Source organism: Ruegeria sp. CDSA241, assembly GCF_059611265.1.
Window position 1 is genome coordinate 55,373 of sequence record NZ_JBXWPF010000017.1, and the last position, 15,825, is coordinate 71,197.

The window sequence follows — 15,825 nt, forward strand, 5'->3', positions numbered from 1 at the left end:
ACCCGGCAGATGTGCTGCCGGGCCGGAATTGTCTTAGTGAAGCTTTTCGTTCACATCCGCAATGGATGCGTCGATCAGCTTGTTGGCCTGCGTGGCGGTCATCTGCTTGGCCAGCACAGCATTGGCTGCAGAAATAGCAACGGTGATGGCCTGATCGCGGACTTCCTTGACAGCCGACGCTTCAGCCGATGCAATCTGGTCCTGCGCGGTCGCCAGACGGCGCGCGATGGATTTCTCCAGATCGACCTTGGCTTGCTCAGCTGCCAGAACCGCATCTTCCTTTGCGGCGGCCACGATGGCATCCGCCTGACCCTGAACCTCGCGTTGCTTGCGCTCGTACGAGGCAAGCAGGCTACGCGCTTCTTCATGCAGGGCGCGAGCTTCGTCCAGTTCGGACTTGATGCCTTCGGCACGCTTATCCAGCGCTCCACCGATCATGCCCGGGACCTTGAAGTAGAACAGGACTGCGATGAAAACGATGAAGCCCAGCAGAACCACAAAGTCGGTGTTGCCAAGCGAGAAAAACGGGCCACTTGCGGCCAGCGCGGGGCTGGCGGCAGCAAATGTCAGGATAAGGGCAAGAGTGTTCCGCATGTCACTTATCCTTTTGTCTGCGCGTCAACCGCACCGTTGATGGTTTTGGCATCAGCCTCGCCACCCAGAGCGGTAACTAGTTCTACTGCCGCATCCTTGGCAACGATTTGAATGCTTTCCAGCGCACCTGCACGGATGTCGGCAATAGCCTTTTCCGATTCAGCCGCTTTTGCAGCGATTTCAGCATCTGCCTTGGCAATCGCGTCATCCAGACCAGACTGGATTTCGGCGCGTGCTTCGGCAGCGATACGCTGTGCCTCAGAACGGGCATCGGCCAGCGCCTTGTTATAGGCCTCTTCAGCCTCGACCGCTTTGGCCTTTAGATCTTCGGCCGCAGCCAGGTCATTTGTAATGGTCCCCTGACGTTCCGCCAGGATTGCCGCGATGCGGGGCAGAGCCACGCGGGACAGGACCAGAAAGATGACGACCAGCGTGATGACCAGCCAGAAAATCTGGTTGGGGAACCAATCGAAGCAAAGCTGAGGCATACCAATCGCCGACCCATGAGAGTCAACGCAGGTGCCAGCCACCTCTTCGTATACGGGTTCTGTCGCCATGATGTCCTCCGTCGGAACGTTGTCTTTACAACAGGTGGGCCGCTATGGCTTGGGCCCACCTGCGCGTAAGGATCAGGTTCCGCAGATTAGACGGCGAACATCAGCAGCAGCGAAACTAGGAATGCAAAGATCCCCAGGGCTTCTGCAAATGCGATACCGATGAACAGGGTTGCGGTCTGCGAAGCAGCCGCCGAAGGGTTGCGCAGAGCGCCAGCCAGGAAGTTGCCTGCTACGTTGCCCACCCCGATTGCGGCTGCGCCGGAACCGATTGCTGCCAGGCCTGCGCCGATGTGTGCGAGATCGCCTTCCATGATGTTTCTCCTTACGAATTGGAAGTTTCGATGTTTGGGTATCGGACCTTAGTGCGACGGATGCAGTGCATCCTTGAGATATACACAGGTCAGAATGGTGAATACGTAGGCCTGGATGAAGGCCACCAGGACCTCAAGACCGTACATTGCGGTGATCGCCAGAACGGACACGGGCGAGATCACGGCAATCGCGGCGAAGCCTGCGAAAACCTTGATAACCGCGTGGCCTGCCATGACGTTACCGGCAAGACGAATAGAGTGGCTGACCGGGCGCACAAAGTACGAGATCAGCTCGATGATCGCCAGGATCGGGCGCAGCGCCAGCGGCGCGCTGGAGACCCAGAACAGGCCCAGGAATCCGGCGCCGTTCTTGACAAAACCCAGAATGGTCACAGTCAGGAACACGGCCAACGCCAGTGGGATAGTCACGGCGAAATGCGATGTGGTTGTGAACGAGGTCGGGATCAGACCCAGGAAGTTCGCGGTCACGATGAACATGAACAGGGTCATGACATAGGGGAAGTATTTGACGCCATCCTTGCCGCAGATGTCTTCAAGCATCTTGTAGATAAAGCCATAGGCCAGTTCGGCCACCGACTGCATGCGCGTCGGGACAATGGCGCGCTTGGACGTGCTGAGCACCAGCAGGCCGATCACGGCGAGAATTGCGAAAAACAGCCACAGAGTGACGTTAGTGGGCGTGTACCAAGCAATCGCACCGTCGCCAAAAAGCGGTTTGACGATGAACTGATCCATCGGATGGAAAACCAGGCTGCTGCCTTCTGCTGCGGTGGTCTCAGTTGCCACGTTCAGTCCCTCTCGTCTTCGTCGGCCTTGTCGGCCATCTGTTTCTCTTGCGCCTGTTGTGCGCTGCGGAGCATAACCTTTACTCCGGCGACCAGACCCAGCAATGTGAACAGCACCAGGAAGATCGGGATTGTCCCGAACAGGCTGTCCAGCCCGTATCCGATGCCAAATCCGATCCCCAGACCGGATACCATTTCGATGACCATCCGCCAGGCAAGCTCGCCTCCCGAATAATCGGCGTCCGCACGGGCCTCAGGCTTTGACTTGGCCTTTTTTGCCGCCGTGATCTTAGCCTCAAGCTGCGCCATACGCTGCTTTTGGTCATCATCAGTCACGGGCGTTTCCCTCGTACAGTCTTGGGCACGGTGCTAAGGGGCGGAGAGCGCAGAGTCAACGGCGTTGGCAGCCCGAATTGCCGCACTTTACTCTATTGTTTTTAAAGACATTTTTTCCGAGTCAGCATAGACGTGATCAGCCCGAACCACAGGAAGCGGGTACAAAGGTACGGAATCCGCATATTCAACCTTTTGGTTGATCTTTGCCCGACACCCCCTGCCAGATACGTCTGATCACGCGCCCGTCGATCAGCAGCAGACCGGCGAAGATCGCTGCCATTCCCAGCAGATGCTCGGGCCGCAGGGTTTCTCCCAGCACCCATGTTCCAAGCACCAGCGCTGAAACAGGCGCAATCAATGTCACTGTCGAGATATTGGTCGGGCCAACTTTGGGCAGCAGCCAGTAGAACGCGATAAAGGCGGCGGATGTCAGCACAAACCCGATCATCGCCAGCGAGGCCCAAGTCTCGGCCCGGGTTATATGGGGTAGTCCTTCTTGCCAAAGCGCCAAGGGCGTGATGGCCAGCGTAGCACCCGTCAATGCAAGGGCAGTCAGAACCACAGGCTGCATATCCCGGAAGGCCCGCGCGATGTTGACTGAGAACGCATAGCAGATCGGTGCGCAAAGTGTCAGAAGGATCGCCCAAAATTCGGACGACGCGCCACCGCCCAGTACAGGCAGGGACAGCACAACGATACCGGTGAAGCCGCAAACCACGCCCAGAGACTTTAACAGGGTGGCACGTTCACTTCCGGGCCAGAAATGCGAAACAATGACGGCAAAGGCCGGTGTCGTTGCATTGACGATCCCTGCCACACCCGAAGCGATATGCTGTTGCCCAAGCGCATAGAAGGCAAAGGGCGCGGCATAGCTGAGCGCACCAAATCCCAACAACCCAAACGCACGTGTCAGTGTCAGATTGACTGGCAATCGCGCCCCGATCACATAGACCCAGCACCCCAGCGCCCCAAATGCAACCCGTCCCATCGACACCGAAAGCGGCCCAAGTTCCCGCAGCAAAATGGCATTAAACATGAAGGACATGCCCCAGCCGATGCCAAGAATACAAATCACCAGCCAGTATTTTAGTGACATCCCAACCCCCGATACACATGCCGGGGCACAGTGACCTCATACCGAAAATTGTCAAACCGGTTCTTGCGCTTTAGGAAAGGAGTATGTCCAACGATCTCGATACCGTTTTTGCGGCCCTTGCCGACCCCACACGCCGCGCCATCCTTGCGATGCTGCTGGAGGATGACATGGCGGTGACGGATGTCGCCGAACCGTTCGAGATGTCGCTTGCCGCGATTTCAAAACACCTGGTGATCCTGACCAGAGCCGGTTTGATCAGCCAGGAAAAGCGCGGACGGGTGAAGTGGTGCAAGCTGGAGCCTGACGCGCTGCGATCCGCATCCGTCTGGATGCAAGGGTTCGGGCAGTTCGAGCCGGTCAATCTGGACGCGTTCGAACGATTTCTTGAGGTTGAACTGCCCGCAGCCGAGGAATGATCCGCCTACCTGACTACAAAAACAGAGACACTGGCATGTTTCGCCAGATACCCCGCATGGCTCGAGAATATATAGTCGGTAATACGCGGCGCATGGGTGCCGACGACGATAAGGTCAGCTTCGATTTCTTCGGCAGTCCGTGTCAGGTCACCGTCAACTTCGGCGGCGACATCAACCGAATGGATATTGCGATACGCAACTTCGGTCCCGCTGCTTTCAGCCAGCTGTTTAGCAAAATCACGTAGGTTCTTGTCAATCGCAGCATCTGACTGAACAGGGTCACCCGGTTGGGTGCCGGTGACACTGACCAAAGTAATCTTGGCCCCCTGCCATTCGGCTATAGCTGCTGCAACTTTGGCGGCCTTGCGCACCTCGGGTGGCAGATGAAGATCAACCGGGATCATGATATGACTGTACATGGGACGTTCCTCCTTGGCCTGAAGCATAGAGAAACCAGAGGGTGCCAGGCCTTGATCTGCCTCAACACCGTCGCCCGCTTGGTCAAACATTGAAACGGGCTAGCCTTCCTGACTGTATTCAACACCGGTCACGACCCCCGAAGGGTCCGCCCGACACAACCACGGGGCCTGGGCCCCGGTAACGGAAACCGTCGTGACCGACCCGCCCGGTTCGGTATCGGTGGACATTGCCCGAACATCCCCGGGCCGCGTTCCAGTTTCGGCTGCGACCAGCGCCTCGCAACTGGCTTGTAAATCCGTTTCAGATGACCCGGCACAGGCGCCGCAAGCCACCAATATCATTATGGAAAGAACTGGTTTCATGTCGTCCCCTTGGACGTTTCATATTCTGGTCTAGGGCTAAGCCTGACACAATTTGGTCGTTTCACAAGTTCAATCAGCTTGCGGCAAAGGACGCGCGGGTTTGCCCTCCTCGGATTTCAGTAGCAAAACCAGGGCCAGGATCGTCAGACCGGCACCAAAATAGACGACAGGGCCAACCGCCTGCTGCCCCAGAGAGATTTCCCACAGAATGACCCAACTGGGAACCAGATAAGTATAAGCCATCACCTTTGCCGATGGCAGGCGCAGCGTTGAATACTGAACCAGCACGAAACTGGCCGCGGTTGCAAAGACCGAAACATAAATCAAACCCACCCAGACTATCGCTGGCAGGTTCGCCCAGTCGGTGGCACGGATCTCGGACCAGCCGTAGATCGTCAGCATCAGGCATCCCGCCAGAAGCGTACCAAAGGTAAACACCACTGCAGGCTCTCCACGGTTCAGCTTGCGTACAAGGGGAGTATACAAAGCATGCGCGACACAGCCCCAGAAATAGATGATTTCCCCCTGCCCGATATCGAACGCGCGCACGGCTTGCCAATCGGCGCGAAAGATCACCCACAGCGCCCCGACTGCCCCAAGGGTCAGTGCAAGCGCCATCCTTGGTGTGGTGATCTGGCGCAACAAGATCCAACCGGCGAATGCGGCCATAACCGGAGTCAGCGTAAAGACCGCTGCCGCGTTGACAGGCGGTGCAGTCTTCAACCCGTAGAACATCAACACGAAATAGGCCGCGAATACTCCGCCCAGAACCAAATAGCGCCACGAGGCTTGTGCCGCGCTGCGCGGCAGGCCGGTGGTCATAAGGGCGGCACCCCCAATCACCACGGATGCGATGCCAAACCGGGCCGCGGTAATGGCTTCGGGCGCGATCTGATTGGCGATCAGTGACCCCAGCGAGAAACTCCCTGCAACCAGGGCCGAAAAAATCAGCATGGCCAGATGGCCACGCGCCTGTTGACTCATTTTGCCCAGCTCTTGGATTGCTCTTTCAGATAGGTCAGAAAGGCCTGCACCTTGGTCGTGCGATGCAGATCCACATGGGTAACAAGCCACAGATCACCAAACCACTCCGGCATCGGGTCGATCACTTCGACCAGATTCGGATCTCCTGCAGCTGACCAACGTGGCATGAAACCGATACCCGCGCCGGACAGGACCGCCTCGCGGATACAGAAGTTGTTGGTACAACGGAAGGTGATGCGCTCGGCTGGCACGGTCTGGCGCAACCAGCGGGAAAACGGCGCTCGGCTGTTTTCGTCATCGGTACTGATGAAAGAATGATCCGCAAAGTCATCCAGGCTGCCAGGCTTGCCGTGCAGCGCGACATAATCGGTGCTGGCGTATAACCCGACCTCTTGCTTCATAAAGGACTGAACCACGTTGTCGGGCTGATCAGGCGCTGACCCGGCACGGATCGCCACGTGCGCTTCGCCATATTCCAGACGAAACAGCCGATCACCGGTCAGATACCGGACGATCAGTTCCGGGTGCCGTCGCTGAAACTCGGCAAGAACCGGCACCACCAGAGATGCCAGAGAGGACAGAGACGTCACGACCAACTCGCCCGACACGTCATCACCCCGACCCTTCATACGGCCGATCAGTTGATTGAACTGATCCTCAGTCGCCTGTGCCACACGCAACAGGTCCTCTCCGGCTTCGGTCGGGGTATAGCCGCGCGCATGGCGCTGGAACAGCTTGACCGCCAGCCGGGCCTCAATTGCATCAATGTGGCGAATGACGGTGGCATGATGCACACCCAGGACCTCGGCCGCGCCACTGACCGTTCCCATACGCGCCACCTGATAGGCGGTTCTTACCTCGTCCCAGTTGTCCACTGCGGTTTTCCATTGTGCAAATTCTAACAGACCCTGTTGACTTACCAGAGTTTTGTTCGCTCGCGCAACGCTCATATCGGGCCAAGACACATCCTGCACACCAAAGGAAATTGAACCATGACCAAAACTATCCTGCATATCGACGCATCGGCCCGCCGCGAAGGCTCGACCACTCGTGACCTGTCGGCACGCATCGTCAATCACTTGGGCGCTGACCGCATAATTCGCCGTGACCTTGCCACACCTCTACCGCTGCTGACCGAAGCCTGGGTCAGCGCAAATTTCACCCCTGCCGATCAGCGCAGTGCCATGCAACAGGACCAGTTATCCCTGTCTGACGAGCTGGTAACTGAACTGCAGCAGGCCGATACGCTTGTCATAGGCCTGCCGATCTACAATTTCTCGGTGCCCGCGGCGTTCAAAGCCTGGATCGACCTGATTGCCCGCGTCGGAGTGACTTTTTCGTATTCCGAAAGCGGTCCAAAAGGCCTGTTGGATGGAAAGCGCGCGGTTTTAGCCGTGGCGTCGGGTGGCACAGCTGTCGGGTCTGATGTCGATTTTGCCACCACCTATGCCAAGCATGTACTTGGCTTTATCGGTATCCATGACGTCGAAATCGTCGCCGCCGACCAGTTGGCGCTGGATGCCGAAGGTTCTCTCAGCAATGCACGAAATGCGGTTTCGCAACTGGCAGCCTGATTGACCTTCACCTCAGAAAACGTCCAGTCTGTCCTGGATACCAAATGGGCAGACTGGACGCACGCAATGAAAAAGATCGGCATTCTGGGCGGCGTGGGCTGGGCCTCGACCGTTGATTATTACCGGGCGATTGCCGAAGGCGCGGGGCGGTTTTTCGCCCAGCGCGGACATGGATCCCCTCTGCCCATCCCACCCATGACCATCGAGTCCGTGACCCAGGCTAAAACCCGCGCCCTACGCGGCGTCGCGGGCGATGAGGCCAGTTGGACCGGATTTGATGCTGTATTTCGGGAAGCTTTGTTAACTCTTGAAGCCGCTGGCTGTGACTTTGGGATTATCGCCTCGAACACACCCCACGCGCGGCTGCATGCAATCCGACAGGGCGTTACGATGCCCATTCTCAGCATCTTCGATGCAACCGCCGAGGTTACGGCCTCGACAGAGGCCACGCGCGCGCTGGTTCTGGGCACCACGGTAACGATGCAGGCGACGCACTATGCCAACAAACTGGGCGAGATTGGCATCAGCGCAAACGCCCGCCTGCCCGAAAGCGAAATTGCAAAGATGCAAGCGATGATCGACGGTGATTTCTACGGCGGCGCGTCAGAAAGCGCCCGTGTGCGCCTGCTGGCCTTTTGTAACCGGCATGCCGAACCCGGAATCGCAATCCTTCTGGCCTGCACGGAACTGCCGCTGGCCTTTCCCGATCATCTGGACGACCCTGTGTTCGAGGCTGACGGGCATCTGTTCATCAACCCGTCCGCTGCACATGTGGCCGCGGCCCTGGAGGAGGCGTTAGTGCCCTGATCAGGGCAGCCAGTTCACCGCGCATGTAATCCGATCGAAGAAGGCCATCAAATCAGCGCGCGATATGGCAACTGTGCGGTCGTTGACCAAGGGATGCATGTTGATCACATCGGTCTGTTGTGCGGCAGCATCCATGTAAAAGCGTACATCATTCTGCACCCCGTTGATCATCGCCAGCGGGCTGACAGCCCCAGGGCGGATGCCGAGGTTTTGCAACAGCCGATCCGCCGAGCCAAAGGACAGGCTGCCGACACCCAGCTCGGCGCCCAGCGCCTTGAGGTCGATGTCGCGGCTCTGTTCCAGCGTCACCAGATAGTTCCGCTTTTTCTTATCGCGCAGATAGAGGTTCTTGAGGCGCAGGGTACGCTCACCCGGCACAAGAAACTGATCTTCGACGCCTTTCGCATCCTCAACCGTGCGCAGCGGGATGTGGGTATGCAGCCTATAGGTCAGGCCCCACGCACCCAGCTGCGCCAACAGCCCATCGGAACTGAGCGGCAATGTGTCTTGAAAAGCGGATGATGCGTCCATGGGAACCTCCTGTCTGCCTCGCTCATCGCCCAACACGGGTACGATTTCAAGCCGAGACAAACCGCAAAACGGGTGCTAGCGTGCCGCCATGAAAGTGACGCGCAATTCCTCTAACCAGTTGATCCTTTCCGATACCCCTTGGTTTATCGGCATCATGCTGGTCTTCTTCATTCTGGCATTTGTCGGCGCAGGCCTGTTCTTGGCCAGCGAAGGCGGTGAGGGCATCTTGTTCGGCATCTTCTTTGCACTGTTCGGCGGTGGAATGGGTTTTGGAGCATTCTGCGCATTTGTCCGTCGTGTTCAGGTCATCCTGGACCGAAAGGAAGACCGCATTATGATCCGCAGGCAGTCCGTTTTTGGCTATGAGACTGTCGAGCATGTGCTTTCAAACCTATCCCATGCGGAGATTGAAAGCACGATATCTAGAAGCGACAAGGGGTCATCCACCCTCTATCGCCCTGTGCTAATATTGGACAAGGGGATGAGCGCGGGACGTCATCCCATCGTCGAAGCGTTCTCGAACGGTCGTGGCGCGCATCGGCTGGTTGATGCGGTCAATAACTGGCTTCCTGTGCGCAAGGTTGACACCGCTAGCCGTTCAGCTTAAATCCCTGCCCAACATCCGGAAGCGTCTGATCTTCCGGTCCCTTGAGTCGTTCAGGGATCGCCCCCCACCAGCGAGTTTCGCCCGTGGGGGCAATTGTGTATTTAACCGGTGTTTCTTATCTGAGAAGCGCCACCAGATAACCGGCTAAGGAGGCCGCAGGCATGTTTGAAAATCTATCCGAACGCCTCTCTGGCGTCTTTGACCGGCTGACCAAACAGGGTGCGCTGTCTGAAGAGGACGTCAAGACCGCCCTGCGCGAAGTACGGGTTGCCTTGCTTGAGGCTGACGTCTCGCTGCCGGTCGCGCGTGAGTTCGTAAAGAAGGTGCAGGACCAAGCCACCGGACAAGCGGTGACCAAGTCGATCACCCCCGGCCAGCAGGTCGTCAAGATCGTGCATGACACGCTGGTTGACGTGCTGCGCGGTGAGCAAGACCCCGGTGCGCTCAAGATCGACAACCCGCCTGCCCCGATCCTGATGGTCGGTTTGCAGGGTTCGGGTAAGACGACAACCACCGGTAAGCTGGCCAAACGCCTGAAAGAGAAAGAGGGCAAGAAGGTCCTGATGGCCTCGCTGGATGTTTATCGCCCGGCGGCGATGGATCAGCTGGCCGTTCTGGGCACACAGATCGGCGTCGATACGCTGCCGATTGTTCCCGGACAGAAGCCCGTCGACATCGCCAAACGCGCCAAGCAGCAAGCGACGCTGGGTGGTTATGACGTCTATATGCTCGACACTGCGGGCCGTCTGCACATCGACGAAGTGCTGATGAACGAGGTCGAGCAGGTTCGCAACGCGGTCGACCCGCGCGAAACCCTGCTGGTCGTCGACGGTCTGACCGGTCAGGTCGCCGTTGAGGTCGCCGAGGAATTCGAAGCCAAGGTCGGTATCTCGGGCGTGGTTCTGACCCGTATGGATGGCGATGGGCGCGGCGGTGCGGCGCTGTCGATGCGCGCGGTCACCGGCAAACCGATCCGCTTTGTGGGCTTGGGCGAAAAGATGGACGCGCTTGAGACGTTCGAGCCGGACCGGATTGCAGGACGTATTCTGGGAATGGGCGACATCGTTGCCTTGGTCGAAAAGGCCCAGGAAACAATGGAGATCGAACAGACCGAGCGCATGATGAAGCGCATGGTCAAAGGTCAGTTCAACATGAACGACCTGAAGATGCAGCTGGAACAGATGATCCAGATGGGCGGCATGCAAGGCATGATGGGCATGATGCCCGGCATGGGCAAGATGGCCAAACAGGTCGAAGAATCGGGCATGGATGATAAGGTGCTCAAGCGCCAGATCGCCTTGATCCAATCCATGACCAAGCGTGAACGCGCCAACCCGCAACTGCTGCAAGCCAGCCGCAAGAAACGTATCGCGGCGGGTTCGGGTATGGAGGTCAGCGACCTCAACAAGCTGCTCAAGATGCACCGGCAGATGTCGGACATGATGAAGAAGATGGGCAAGATGGGCAAAGGCAAGATGCTGAAACAGGCCATGAAGGGCATGTTTGGCAAAGGCGGCCCCTCGCCAGAAGACATGGCGGCAGGCATGGACCCCAAGGCGCTGGAGCAGGCGGCCAAAGCGATGGGTGGCAAGATGCCCGGAATGGGCGGAGGCATGGCCCTGCCTCCGGGCCTCAGCGGATTTGGCAAAAAGAAGTAAATGACCGCCGCTGCACCTCATATCCCCCGGCTTGAAACCGAACGCCTGATCCTGCGCGCCCCGTGCGAGGACGATTTCAGCGCGCTGGAAGCATTCTTTGCCAGCGACGCATCGAAATTCGTCGGCGGTCCCAAACGTGCGGATGAGACATGGCGGACACTTGCCCTACTGCTGGGTCACTGGACCCTTCGCGGCTATGGGTATTGGGCGGTAGAGGAAAAAGGCGCCGGCAAATACATCGGCCATGTAGGGCTGTGGTTTCCGCATAGCTGGCCTGAGCCGGAAATCGGCTGGACACTGATGAGCAGCGCAACAGGCAAAGGATACGCGACCGAGGCGGCGCTCGCAGCACGGACATATGCCTATGACGTACTGGGCTGGGATACTGCTATTTCTCTGATCGACCCCGACAATCTGGCGAGCAGAGCCGTGGCCGATCGATTGGGTGCGCGGTTTGACAGCATCTATAAACACCCGGCCTATGGCGAGATGCAGGTTTGGCGGCATCCGGCTCCATCAGACCTTGAGAACGGTGGAGTGGAGGCATACGCATGACGACGTTCTCCATCCCGATCATCGAAACTGAACGCCTTGTTCTGCGGGCCCCGCATGCGGATGACTTGCCTGAGTTGACTGCCTTCTATGCATCCGAGCGCAGCCATATGGTTGGCGGTCCGCGGGATCAGGTGGGCAGCTGGAGCTCTCTGGCAACGCGTCTGGGTCACTGGGCGCTGAAAGGCTACGGCCTTTGGCATCTGACCGAGAATTCCAGCGGTCGCTTTGTTGGCGCGGTTGGCATCATTGATGTACCTGGCTGGGACGAACCCGAACTCGGCTGGACCCTGATGGACGGGGCGGAAGGCAAAGGTCTGGCTTTCGAGGCAGCCCTTGCAGCTCGCGACTATGCTGCGCGCCAACAGGGTTTGAATGGCGTCATCAGCTATATCGCGCATGAAAACACGCGCTCTCGTGCCTTGGCCGAGCGTATGGGGGCCAGCTTCGAGCGCGAAGGCGAAGTGATGGGCAAGCCCTGCCAGGTCTGGCGCCATCCCACGCTCGATTTATCCGAACCTGCTTTGACCACCGAAAGGACCGGCCAATGACCAATCCCGTGACTCAGGCTGCCGCGTTGCTCAAGGACCACCGCGAAAGCATCGATCGCTTGGACGCGATTCTGGTTTACACACTGGGCGAGCGGTTCAAGCACACACAAGCCGTTGGCAAACTGAAAGCGGCACACGACCTTCCCCCGTCCGATCCCACGCGCGAAGCTGCGCAGATCGCACGGTTAGAAGACCTGGCGAAAGAGGCCGATCTTGACCCCGATTTCGCCAAGGCTTTTCTGAATTTCATCATTCAGGAAGTCATCCGACACCATAAGAAACACCAGAATTGACCGGGCCGTTCCCGGCACACGCCATCTAAAGGAGATACCACCATGGCAATGAAAATTCGTCTCGCCCGCGGCGGCTCGAAAAAGCGTCCCTTCTACCGCATCGTGGCTGCCGACAGCCGCATGCCGCGCGACGGCCGTTTCATCGAAAAGCTGGGCACCTACAACCCGCTGCTGCCGAAAGACAACGAAGAGCGCGTTAAAATGGACATGGAGCGCATCCAGTACTGGCTGGACCAGGGCGCCCAGCCCACCGACCGGATCGCCCGCATGCTGGAAGCAGCCGGCGCCAAGGAAAAAGCTGAGCGTAGCAACCCCAACAAGGGTACCCCGGGCAAGAAAGCTCAGGAGCGCGCGGAAGAAAAAGCTTCAAAGGCCGCTGAAGCTGCCGAAGCTGCTGCTGCGCCTGCTGAAGAAGCAGCAGCAGAAGAGTAAGCAGGGCGGCGCGTGCGGGATCAGACCTTTACCGACGATTTTCGCGCGCAGTTCGATCTGTTGTTGCGGCTCCGGCGCGATGTGCGCCGGTTTCGCGACGATGCTGTGGACGAGGCAGTGCTGACGCGCTGCCTCGACGCATTTCGACTGGCGCCTTCTGTTGGGCTCAGCGAGCCTTGGCGTGTGGTCCGAGTCGAAAGTACCGCCGCGCGTGAGGCTGCGCTTAAGAACTTTCAGGCGGCGAATGCCCAGGCCCTAAAGGGATACTCGGGCGACAATGCGCGGCTCTACAGTCAGCTGAAACTGACGGGAATGCAGGAAGCACCGGTGCAGCTGGCCGTGTTCTGCGACGATTCCACCGACAAGGGGCGCGGTTTGGGTGCAGGTTCGATGCCCGAGATGCGGCGCTATTCCGTGGTCTCGGCAGTCACCCTGTTCTGGCTTGCCTTGCGGACCGAAGGGATGGGGTTGGGATGGGTGTCTATTCTGGACCCCGAACGAATGGCGCGTGATCTGAATGTGTCGGATAGCTGGCGGTTGATCGGTTACTTCTGTGTCGGATGGCCCGAAGAGCACTCGGAAACCCCCGAGTTGCAGCAATCTGGCTGGGAATTCCGCGACGACAACCTGCTTGTGGAGGTACGATAGACGTATGTTCGGACTATTACGGCTTCCTATCCTGTTGATGATCGCCTTTATTGTGGGCGTGTTTTTCGAACGCTCGAACCAGCGCGAAGCGTGTGAGGCACGCGGGTTATGGCAAGACGGGCTATGTGTGACGGTGGATGGACCAAATGAATGACCTGATCTGCGTAGGAAGTGTTGCGGGCTCATACGGGGTGCGCGGCGAAGTGCGCCTGAAAAGCTATTGCGCGATCCCTGAGGATATCGAAGCCTATTCGCCGCTGACGGATGAACAGGGCGCGAAACGCTATCCGCTGGTCCTGACTCGTCCGATCAAGAATGGCTTTGCCGCCAGATTGGGCGGAGTTGAAACCAAGGAACAGGCAGATGACCTGAAGGGGCTGCGCCTGTTTGCGCGGCGCGATCAGTTGCCTTCGCTACCTGATGACGAGTTCTACCACACAGATCTAATCGGGCTTGCGGTCTATGACACAGGGGGCGCGTTGCTGGGTCAGGTTAAATCTGTCCAGAACCACGGTGCGGCGGACCTGTTGGAATTGCACGGGCCGGGCCTGAATTCCACTGTTTTGCTACCGTTCACACTCGAGTCGGTTCCTACAGTTGATCTGGAACAGGGCCGCATCGTCGCCGACCCGCCCGAAGGGCTGATCTGATGCGTCGGGTCCTGCTGCATCTGGGCCTGCACAAAACTGGCACAACAGCAGCGCAATCCTTCCTCTATGAAAATCGCAAGCTGATTTGGCCGCATTTTGCGCTGGTCCTACCGTATCGCACCCGCAATTCCGGCCTGTCCCGCGCGGCCACCAACCATTCCGTCTATGGAACAGTGGGAACCCTCTCCGAGTTTGGCAGTCAGCTGCGCGAATTTCTGGACAGCCTGGATTTCGGCGACAAGCGGGGACTGATCCTGAGCGAAGAAAACTTCGCCGGCCTCAGGCCCAGCCGCAATATCGACCAAGGCTATGCTGCGGCCCCCGATCTGGCTGCCTGTCTGGTGGATTCAATTCGCCAGCGATTTTCAGGGCAAGAGGTTGAGATCACGATATACCTGTCTCTGCGCCAGCGCGGAGGCTGGTTGCGCAGCCTGTGGGCACATGATCTGGAACGGATGCGACAGGTTTTTGACTTTGAAACCTTTCGCGACAACCTGGACCACCTGCCCCCGCTGCAAGACACCGTCAGCCGCATCAAGGAAAAGCTGCCTTCCGTCTCTGTTACGACTGAATGGCTGGAAGATTTGCAACTGCGACGGCTTGGACCTGGCGACCCCTTTGCCGAATTTATGGACCTGTCGCGTGAAAAGGCCAACCTTCTGGTGCCTCCGACTCAGGTCAATACCCGGCTCCCCGAAGACGTCCTGTCCGAGTTGCTGGAACTGAACCGTTCGCGCCTGGAAGAAGCGGCTCTGGTTGCGCAAAAGACTGCCGTGATTGAACGCGCGCAGACAGACCTGATTGGTACATCATGACTGATACGTCCCCGAAATCTCATGGTCGCAAGGCGATCCGTCCTACGCTGAAACCGCGCGAACTGCTTACGCCCACGCCCGATTTGCATGGGGTGTGGAAGGCCAAGATCATCACCTTGTTTCCGTCGGCCTTTCCCGGAGTTCTTGGCGAAAGCCTGACTGGAAAAGCCCTGCAAGAAGGGTTGTGGCAGCTGGAAACCGTTGACCTGCGTCAGTTCGGTGTCGGCAAGCATCGCAATGTGGACGACACCCCGGCCGGCGGCGGAGCGGGGATGGTGTTGCGCTCTGATGTATTGGGCGAAGCAATCGAGCACACGATGACCGAGGCGCAAGGAAACTGGCCTCTGATCTACCTTAGCCCGCGCGGTCGCCGCATGGACCAGCGCATGATGCAGAACCTCGCGCGCTGTGATGGCATGACCCTGCTATGTGGGCGGTTTGAAGGTGTTGATGAGCGGGTGCTGGAGCATTACGGCGTCCAAGAGGTCTCGCTGGGGGATTTCGTGATGACCGGAGGCGAGATTGCCGCGCAAGCGCTGATCGACGCCACGGTGCGTCTGATCCCCGGCGTTCTGGGCAATCAGGCCTCGGCCGAAGAAGAGAGTTTTTCGTCGGGCCTGCTGGAGCACCCCCAGTACACCCGCCCGGCCGAATGGAAAGGCCGCCCAATCCCCGAGATTTTGATGTCAGGCCATCATGGTCGCATCGCCGAATGGCGTCACGATATGTCCGAACAGATCACCCGCGAACGGCGACCCGATCTGTGGGAGGCCTATCTGAGTGAACGGGAAGAGACGTCTGACTGACATCCCCCGTGTGACATGA

General features: G+C 58.4%; 25 protein-coding genes. 14 read left to right on the plus strand and 11 right to left on the minus strand.

Annotated features, from left to right (window positions below):
* Positions 1–33: 33 nt before the first annotated feature.
* The 6 genes from AC2FJV_RS15480 to AC2FJV_RS15505 form a co-directional block, all read right to left on the minus strand.
* Positions 34–594 carry a F0F1 ATP synthase subunit B gene (locus tag AC2FJV_RS15480; RefSeq protein ID WP_271951426.1) on the minus strand — a complete coding sequence of 187 codons (561 nt, stop codon included), beginning with the start codon at positions 592–594 and terminating at the stop codon, positions 34–36.
* Between the two features lie 5 nt (positions 595–599).
* A complete protein-coding gene (locus tag AC2FJV_RS15485; protein WP_496714034.1) occupies positions 600–1,151 on the minus strand; it encodes a F0F1 ATP synthase subunit B' in 552 nt (183 codons plus the stop codon).
* 86 nt (positions 1,152–1,237) lie between these two features.
* Positions 1,238–1,462 carry a F0F1 ATP synthase subunit C gene (locus AC2FJV_RS15490; RefSeq protein ID WP_005981269.1) on the minus strand — a complete coding sequence of 75 codons (225 nt, stop codon included), beginning with the start codon at positions 1,460–1,462 and terminating at the stop codon, positions 1,238–1,240.
* A 48-nt stretch (positions 1,463–1,510) separates the two neighbouring features.
* Entirely contained in the window at positions 1,511–2,269 is a 759-nt protein-coding gene (locus tag AC2FJV_RS15495) for a F0F1 ATP synthase subunit A (RefSeq protein ID WP_142639176.1), read from the minus strand.
* Positions 2,270–2,271: 2 nt separating this feature from the next.
* Entirely contained in the window at positions 2,272–2,604 is a 333-nt protein-coding gene (locus tag AC2FJV_RS15500) for an AtpZ/AtpI family protein (protein ID WP_142639174.1), read from the minus strand.
* A gap of 184 nt (positions 2,605–2,788) precedes the next feature.
* Positions 2,789–3,700, minus strand: a complete 912-nt coding sequence (locus AC2FJV_RS15505; RefSeq protein ID WP_281995865.1) for a DMT family transporter — start codon at positions 3,698–3,700, stop codon at positions 2,789–2,791.
* 83 nt (positions 3,701–3,783) lie between these two features.
* Between AC2FJV_RS15505 and AC2FJV_RS15510 the strand changes: the two genes are divergently transcribed.
* On the plus strand, positions 3,784–4,116 hold the full coding sequence (locus tag AC2FJV_RS15510) for an ArsR/SmtB family transcription factor (RefSeq protein ID WP_142639170.1): 333 nt from the start codon (positions 3,784–3,786) through the stop codon (positions 4,114–4,116).
* Between the two features lie 5 nt (positions 4,117–4,121).
* Here AC2FJV_RS15510 and AC2FJV_RS15515 read toward each other — a convergent pair whose 3' ends face one another.
* From AC2FJV_RS15515 to AC2FJV_RS15530, 4 genes are all read right to left on the minus strand, one after another.
* Positions 4,122–4,625 carry a universal stress protein gene (locus AC2FJV_RS15515; protein ID WP_281995864.1) on the minus strand — a complete coding sequence of 168 codons (504 nt, stop codon included), beginning with the start codon at positions 4,623–4,625 and terminating at the stop codon, positions 4,122–4,124.
* Positions 4,626–4,634: 9 nt separating this feature from the next.
* On the minus strand, positions 4,635–4,898 hold the full coding sequence (locus AC2FJV_RS15520; protein WP_281973521.1) for a hypothetical protein: 264 nt from the start codon (positions 4,896–4,898) through the stop codon (positions 4,635–4,637).
* Positions 4,899–4,967: 69 nt separating this feature from the next.
* Positions 4,968–5,882 (minus strand): DMT family transporter, encoded by a 915-nt coding sequence (locus AC2FJV_RS15525; protein WP_281973522.1) that lies wholly within the window; start codon positions 5,880–5,882, stop codon positions 4,968–4,970.
* Complete coding sequence (locus tag AC2FJV_RS15530; RefSeq protein WP_142639300.1) at positions 5,879–6,757, minus strand: LysR family transcriptional regulator; 879 nt, start codon at positions 6,755–6,757, stop codon at positions 5,879–5,881. The genes AC2FJV_RS15525 and AC2FJV_RS15530 overlap by 4 nt, the downstream gene beginning before the upstream one ends.
* A 117-nt stretch (positions 6,758–6,874) precedes the next feature.
* On the opposite strand from AC2FJV_RS15530, the gene AC2FJV_RS15535 reads away from it, so the two are divergent.
* Together AC2FJV_RS15535 and AC2FJV_RS15540 are read left to right on the plus strand one after the other, a co-directional pair.
* Positions 6,875–7,456 (plus strand): FMN-dependent NADH-azoreductase, encoded by a 582-nt coding sequence (locus tag AC2FJV_RS15535; protein ID WP_271951444.1) that lies wholly within the window; start codon positions 6,875–6,877, stop codon positions 7,454–7,456.
* Between the two features lie 66 nt (positions 7,457–7,522).
* Positions 7,523–8,263, plus strand: coding sequence for an aspartate/glutamate racemase family protein (locus tag AC2FJV_RS15540; RefSeq protein ID WP_496714050.1), 741 nt, complete (start codon positions 7,523–7,525; stop codon positions 8,261–8,263).
* On the opposite strand, the gene AC2FJV_RS15545 is transcribed toward AC2FJV_RS15540, so the two are convergent.
* A complete protein-coding gene (locus AC2FJV_RS15545) occupies positions 8,264–8,794 on the minus strand; it encodes a prolyl-tRNA synthetase associated domain-containing protein (protein WP_496714035.1) in 531 nt (176 codons plus the stop codon). It abuts the gene before it with no gap.
* An 88-nt stretch (positions 8,795–8,882) separates the two neighbouring features.
* Between AC2FJV_RS15545 and AC2FJV_RS15550 the strand changes: the two genes are divergently transcribed.
* The 11 genes from AC2FJV_RS15550 (at position 8,883) to trmD (ending at position 15,806) form a co-directional block, all read left to right on the plus strand.
* The gene (locus AC2FJV_RS15550; protein WP_496714036.1) at positions 8,883–9,401 is read left to right on the plus strand and encodes a hypothetical protein; all 519 of its coding nucleotides are present in this window, start codon (positions 8,883–8,885) and stop codon (positions 9,399–9,401) included.
* A 161-nt stretch (positions 9,402–9,562) separates the two neighbouring features.
* Positions 9,563–11,059 (plus strand): signal recognition particle protein, encoded by a 1,497-nt coding sequence (gene ffh, locus AC2FJV_RS15555; RefSeq protein ID WP_142639156.1) that lies wholly within the window; start codon positions 9,563–9,565, stop codon positions 11,057–11,059.
* Positions 11,060–11,614, plus strand: a complete 555-nt coding sequence (locus AC2FJV_RS15560) for a GNAT family N-acetyltransferase (protein WP_142639154.1) — start codon at positions 11,060–11,062, stop codon at positions 11,612–11,614.
* Complete coding sequence (locus tag AC2FJV_RS15565; RefSeq protein WP_142639152.1) at positions 11,611–12,162, plus strand: GNAT family N-acetyltransferase; 552 nt, start codon at positions 11,611–11,613, stop codon at positions 12,160–12,162. Before AC2FJV_RS15560 ends, AC2FJV_RS15565 begins: the two co-directional genes overlap by 4 nt.
* Positions 12,159–12,455 (plus strand): chorismate mutase, encoded by a 297-nt coding sequence (locus AC2FJV_RS15570; protein WP_142639150.1) that lies wholly within the window; start codon positions 12,159–12,161, stop codon positions 12,453–12,455. The genes AC2FJV_RS15565 and AC2FJV_RS15570 overlap by 4 nt, the downstream gene beginning before the upstream one ends.
* A 42-nt stretch (positions 12,456–12,497) precedes the next feature.
* Positions 12,498–12,887, plus strand: a complete 390-nt coding sequence (rpsP, locus tag AC2FJV_RS15575; RefSeq protein ID WP_496714037.1) for a 30S ribosomal protein S16 — start codon at positions 12,498–12,500, stop codon at positions 12,885–12,887.
* A 12-nt stretch (positions 12,888–12,899) separates the two neighbouring features.
* Positions 12,900–13,535, plus strand: coding sequence for a 5,6-dimethylbenzimidazole synthase (gene bluB, locus AC2FJV_RS15580; RefSeq protein ID WP_271951454.1), 636 nt, complete (start codon positions 12,900–12,902; stop codon positions 13,533–13,535).
* Positions 13,536–13,539: 4 nt separating this feature from the next.
* Entirely contained in the window at positions 13,540–13,689 is a 150-nt protein-coding gene (locus AC2FJV_RS15585) for a hypothetical protein (protein ID WP_185956731.1), read from the plus strand.
* On the plus strand, positions 13,682–14,185 hold the full coding sequence (rimM, locus tag AC2FJV_RS15590; protein WP_281973529.1) for a ribosome maturation factor RimM: 504 nt from the start codon (positions 13,682–13,684) through the stop codon (positions 14,183–14,185). The genes AC2FJV_RS15585 and rimM overlap by 8 nt, the downstream gene beginning before the upstream one ends.
* Positions 14,185–15,000, plus strand: coding sequence for a hypothetical protein (locus AC2FJV_RS15595; RefSeq protein WP_496714038.1), 816 nt, complete (start codon positions 14,185–14,187; stop codon positions 14,998–15,000). Before rimM ends, AC2FJV_RS15595 begins: the two co-directional genes overlap by 1 nt.
* Positions 14,997–15,806: a tRNA (guanosine(37)-N1)-methyltransferase TrmD gene (gene trmD, locus AC2FJV_RS15600; protein ID WP_271951461.1), complete on the plus strand. Its 810-nt coding sequence runs from the start codon at positions 14,997–14,999 to the stop codon at positions 15,804–15,806. The genes AC2FJV_RS15595 and trmD overlap by 4 nt, the downstream gene beginning before the upstream one ends.
* Positions 15,807–15,825 lie beyond the last annotated feature (19 nt).